This is a genomic window from Sphingomonas bacterium (assembly GCF_903643065.1).
In the GTDB taxonomy this organism is placed as follows: Bacteria; Pseudomonadota; Alphaproteobacteria; order Sphingomonadales; family Sphingomonadaceae; genus Sphingomonas.
Genome location: NZ_CAHJWX010000252.1, coordinates 1 through 4,290 on the forward strand (window position 1 = coordinate 1; position 4,290 = coordinate 4,290).

The 4,290-nt window shown below is 68.8% G+C and carries 5 protein-coding genes, 1 tRNA gene and 1 pseudogene; 2 read left to right on the forward strand and 5 right to left on the reverse strand.

Translation table 11 applies throughout. The annotated features are described in order from the left end of the window. Positions 1-143 precede the first annotated feature (143 nt). The 3 genes from HUU95_RS09630 to rpsA all read right to left on the reverse strand — a co-directional run bounded on the left by HUU95_RS09630 (position 144) and on the right by rpsA (position 2,541). Positions 144-224: transfer RNA gene (locus tag HUU95_RS09630), tRNA-Leu, on the reverse strand. A gap of 212 nt (positions 225-436) precedes the next feature. Beyond that, positions 437-715 (reverse strand): integration host factor subunit beta, encoded by a 279-nt coding sequence (locus HUU95_RS09635; protein WP_174279916.1) that lies wholly within the window; start codon positions 713-715, stop codon positions 437-439. Between the two features lie 119 nt (positions 716-834). Continuing rightward, positions 835-2,541 (reverse strand): 30S ribosomal protein S1, encoded by a 1,707-nt coding sequence (gene rpsA / locus HUU95_RS09640; RefSeq protein WP_174279917.1) that lies wholly within the window; start codon positions 2,539-2,541, stop codon positions 835-837. Between the two features lie 413 nt (positions 2,542-2,954). Here rpsA and HUU95_RS09645 point away from each other — a divergent pair, with 413 nt between their 5' ends. Together HUU95_RS09645 and HUU95_RS09650 are read left to right on the forward strand one after the other, a co-directional pair. Further along, complete coding sequence (locus tag HUU95_RS09645; protein ID WP_174279918.1) at positions 2,955-3,209, forward strand: type II toxin-antitoxin system ParD family antitoxin; 255 nt, start codon at positions 2,955-2,957, stop codon at positions 3,207-3,209. Beyond that, positions 3,206-3,496 (forward strand): type II toxin-antitoxin system RelE/ParE family toxin, encoded by a 291-nt coding sequence (locus HUU95_RS09650; RefSeq protein WP_174279919.1) that lies wholly within the window; start codon positions 3,206-3,208, stop codon positions 3,494-3,496. The genes HUU95_RS09645 and HUU95_RS09650 overlap by 4 nt, the downstream gene beginning before the upstream one ends. On the opposite strand, the gene cmk is transcribed toward HUU95_RS09650, so the two are convergent. Together cmk and HUU95_RS09660 are read right to left on the reverse strand one after the other, a co-directional pair. Further along, complete coding sequence (cmk, locus tag HUU95_RS09655; RefSeq protein WP_174279920.1) at positions 3,480-4,115, reverse strand: (d)CMP kinase; 636 nt, start codon at positions 4,113-4,115, stop codon at positions 3,480-3,482. The two genes, HUU95_RS09650 and cmk, sit on opposite strands and share 17 nt — an antisense overlap. Further along, positions 4,112-4,290: pseudogene (locus tag HUU95_RS09660) on the reverse strand (3-phosphoshikimate 1-carboxyvinyltransferase); the annotation flags it as partial. The pseudogene HUU95_RS09660 and the gene cmk, both read right to left, overlap by 4 nt.

A 4,290-nucleotide genomic window follows, 5' to 3' on the forward strand; every position in this document is an offset into this window, starting at 1 on the left:
GTCCAGCAACAGCCGCGAACCGGGGCTGAGCGCCCCGCGCGCCGGCTCCGCCAGCAGCGGCGCTCCGCCGATCGCGCTGACCCGGACGGGGCCGGTATCGGCGGTCTCGCCGCAGGCGGCCAGACCGAGTGCGAGAAAGAGGGTGCGGACGGCGGGACTCGAACCCGCACTCCTGTGGAAGGCGATTTTAAGTCGCCTGCGTCTACCGGTTTCGCCACGTCCGCGCGCTGCCGGTGCGAGCGACAAGCAGTGCTTGTCGCTCGCACCGGCGAGCCCGCCGGCGGGTCGTGCAGCGAGCCCGTCCGGCGTCACGCGATGTAGTCGCGCGACGGCTCCGAACGCTAGGGGTGTTCGCATCCCCGCCGAGAAGCGGATCGGGTCCTGTATTGCAAGGGCTGGTGACGGCTGAGCGCGGAACGCCCGTGGCGGGAGCAGGCTAAACGTTGAGCCGCGCCCGCATTTCCTTGCCCGGCTTGAAGTACGGGACGCGCTTGGCGTCGACCGAGACGGTGTCGCCCGTGCGGGGGTTGCGGCCGGTGCGGGCCTCGCGGTCGCGGGTGGAGAAGGCACCGAAGCCGCGCAGCTCGACGCGGCCGCCTTCGGCCAAACGCCGCACGATCGCGTCGAAGAAGGTGGAGACGATGGTCTCCACCTCGCGCGGCGTGAGGTCCTTGTTCTGCTCGCACAGCGTCTGGACCAGCTCGGATCGGATCATGGTGCCCCCACACCTGTCAAGTCCGACAGGAGCTAACGAACACCGGCGCCAAACGCTAGCACCGATGCGACAGACCACGCGGCCGGCGCGTCGCGACGACGCACCGGCCGCAGGCGCCCTCACTCGCCCGAGCGGGCCTTGAGCGCCGCGCCCAGGATGTCGCCCAGCGACGCGCCCGAGTCGGACGAGCCATATTGCGCCACCGCCTGCTTCTCCTCGGAGATCTGCATCGCCTTGACGGAGAAGGTCGGCTTCTTGGATCGGTCGAAGCCCGTCACCATCGCGTCGAACTTCTGGCCGACCTGGTAGCGTTCCGGGCGCTGCTCGTCGCGGTCGCGGCCGAGATCGGTGCGCTTGATGAAGCCGGTCGCGCCGTCGTCGCCGACCTGCACCTCCAGCCCGGCGTCGCGCACTTCCAGCACCGTGACGGTGACGACCTGGTTCTTGTTGAGCCCGCCGCCGCTCACCGCCGCGGCCGTGACCGGCCCGCCGCGCTCCAGCTGCTTCATGCCGAGCGAAATGCGCTCCTTCTCGGCGTCGATGTCGAGCACCACCGCCTGCACGGTCTCGCCCTTGCGATGCAGCGCCAGCGCGTCCTCGCCCGCCACGCCCCAGGCGATGTCGGACATGTGGACCATGCCGTCGACATCGTTGTCGAGCCCGATGAACAGGCCGAACTCGGTCGCGTTCTTGACCTCGCCCTCGACGGTGGAGCCGATCGGATGCGTCGATGCGAACGCCTCCCACGGGTTCTGCTGCGCCTGCTTGAGGCCCAGCGAGATGCGGCGCTTCTCCGAATCGACCTCCAGCACCATCACATCGACCTCCTGCGAGGTGGAGACGATCTTGCCCGGATGGACGTTCTTCTTGGTCCAGCTCATCTCCGAGACGTGGACCAAGCCCTCGATGCCGGCTTCCAGCTCCACGAACGCGCCATATTCGGTGATGTTGGTGACGCGGCCCGACAGCTTGGCGCCGATCGGGTATTTGGCCTGCGCGCCGTCCCACGGATCGCTTTCCAGCTGCTTCATGCCGAGCGAGATGCGCTGCGTGTCCTTGTTGATCCGGATGATCTGGACCTTCACCGTGTCGCCGATGTTCAGCACCTCGGACGGGTGGTTGACCCGCTTGTAGCTGAGGTCGGTGACGTGGAGCAGGCCGTCGATGCCGCCCAGGTCGACAAAGGCGCCATAGTCGGTGATGTTCTTGACGACGCCGTCGATGATCTGGCCTTCCGCCAGGCTCTGGATCAGGCCGGTGCGCTGCTCGGCGCGGGTCTCCTCCAGCACGGCGCGGCGCGAGACCACGATGTTGCCGCGCTTGCGATCCATCTTGAGGATCTGGAACGGCTGCGGCAGGTCCATCAGCGGGGTGACGTCGCGCACCGGGCGGATATCGACCTGGCTGCCCGGCAGGAAGGCGACGGCGCCCGACAGGTCGACGGTGAAGCCGCCCTTGACGCGGCCGAAGATCACGCCCTCGACGCGCGCCTGCTTGGCGAACTCGGTTTCCAGCTTGTCCCACGCCGCCTCGCGCCGCGCGCGGTCGCGCGACAGCATCGCCTCGCCATGCATGTTCTCGACGCGGTCGACATAGACCTCAACCTCGTCGCCGACCTTCAGCTCGGCCTTCTGCCCCGGCGCGGCGAACTCGCGCAACGGCACGCGGCCCTCGGACTTGAGGCCGACGTCGATCACGGCGAGATCGTTCTCGATCGCGGTGACGGTGCCATGCACCACGCGGCCCTCGAAGCTGTCGGCGCCGCCGAACATCTCATCGAGCATCGCCGCGAAATCGTCACGGGTGGGAAGGGCTTGGGTCGCCATAAAACTCGGGTCGTCCTCAGTCGCTGTTGCCGGCCGGCCGGTTGGTTCCGGCGGTCTTCAAGCCGATGCCGCCGCGACCGCCTCCTGCGGGCACGGCATCCAGACGAACGGGGAAGGGGAGGGCTTGCCGATACGCAACGGGCGCGACCGGGACGGACCCGTCGCGCCTTCCTCCGCGAGCACCGCCCGCCGGACCCTGTGTCCATAGCGCACGGGCGTGGGGGCGGCAAGTCACCGGGACGGCGGCACGCCGCCGCCCGACGCGTCACGCCCGTTCAGCTTTCCATCGCTTGGGCGAGCAAGGATGTCGCGTCGAGCCCGTGCGCGGCGAGGCGTGCGTCCGTCGCTTGATAGAGCAGCGATTTCCGGTCATGGCAAGGATTGCCAAATCTGCTGGTGCACGGAGACAGGCCATGGCCACGATGAACATCTCGCTCCCCGACCAGATGAAGGCCTGGGTGGAAGCGCAGGCGGCGGACGGCCGCTATGCGAATTCGAGCGACTATGTGCGCGACCTGATCCGCCGCGATCAGGTGCGGGCCGAGAAGATCGCGGCGATGCAGAGACTGGTCGACGAGGCGCGGGCAAGCGGCGTCAGCGAGCGTTCGTTCGACGAAATCGTCGAAGATGCGCGTCAGCAATATGCCGCGCGACGTGCGGCCGCTTGAGGTACACGCTCGCTGCGCGTGCGGATCATGAGCTGAGCGCGCTCTACCAGGAAAGTGCGGAGCGCTTCGGCCTTCAACAAGCCGATCGATACGTCGCCAACCTGCGCGACGTTTGCGCATTCATCGCAGAGTTTCCCCTGGCCGCTCGCGAACGGGATGAGATCGTTCCGCCCGTTCGAGCGCGCCGACAGGTCGCGCACCTGATCATCTACGAGGTCATCGGTGACGAGGTCAGGATCCTGCGGTTCGCGCATGCGCGATCCGATTGGATCAGCGATCCCCACTAGGCCCGACCCGCTCCTCCACCAGCGCGATCGCCTTCTGCACGCTCATCTCGATCGACAGGAAGCTCGTGTCGAGCAGCGCTGCGTCGGCAGCGCGGACCAGGGGGGCGGCGGAGCGGCTGCTGTCGCGCTCGTCGCGGGCGCGAATGTCGGCCAGCACCTTGTCGAACGACAGGGTGGAGCCGTGCGCCTGCAGCTCGGTATGCCGGCGCCGCGCACGGATGCGGGGCGTCGCCTTGACGAACAGCTTCGCGTCCGCGTCCGGCGCGATCACCGTGCCGATGTCGCGCCCGTCCAGCACCGCGCCGCCCGGCTGACGCGCGAACCGCTGCTGGCGGCGCAGCAGCGCGGCGCGGACCAGCGGATGCGCCGACACGATCGAGGCGAGCTGGCCGATCTCGTCGGTGCGCAGCACCGGATCGGCGAGCGTCAGCTCGTCGAAGTCGCACGCGGCCACCGCGTCCGCCTCGCGCGCTGGATCAAGGTCCAGCCGCCGCACGGTGGCCGCGACCGCGCGATAAAGCAGGCCGGTGTCGAGATGGGGCAGCCGGTAATGCCGCGCGAGCGCCTTGGCGATCGTGCCCTTGCCCGACGCGGCGGGTCCGTCGACGGCGATGATCATGCCTGCGCTCGCCCGGTCAGCTCGGCCAGCGTGTCGAGGAAAGTCGGGTAGCTGGTCGCGATCGGGCCGGCATCATCGATCGAAAGGGGGCGGCGCGCATGCAGCCCGGCCACCGCCATGCTCATCGCGATCCGGTGATCGAGCCGCGTCGCCACCCGGCCGCCGCCCGGCAGCG

Bases quoted from the DNA above. Each gene is read 5' to 3' on its own strand.
- HUU95_RS09645 (WP_174279918.1), top strand. From the start codon at position 2,955: ATGGCCACGATGAACATCTCGCTCCCCGACCAGATGAAGGCCTGGGTG.
- rpsA (WP_174279917.1), bottom strand. From the start codon at position 2,541: ATGGCGACCCAAGCCCTTCCCACCCGTGACGATTTCGCGGCGATGCTC.
- HUU95_RS09635 (WP_174279916.1), bottom strand. From the start codon at position 715: ATGATCCGATCCGAGCTGGTCCAGACGCTGTGCGAGCAGAACAAGGAC.
- cmk (WP_174279920.1), bottom strand. From the start codon at position 4,115: ATGATCATCGCCGTCGACGGACCCGCCGCGTCGGGCAAGGGCACGATC.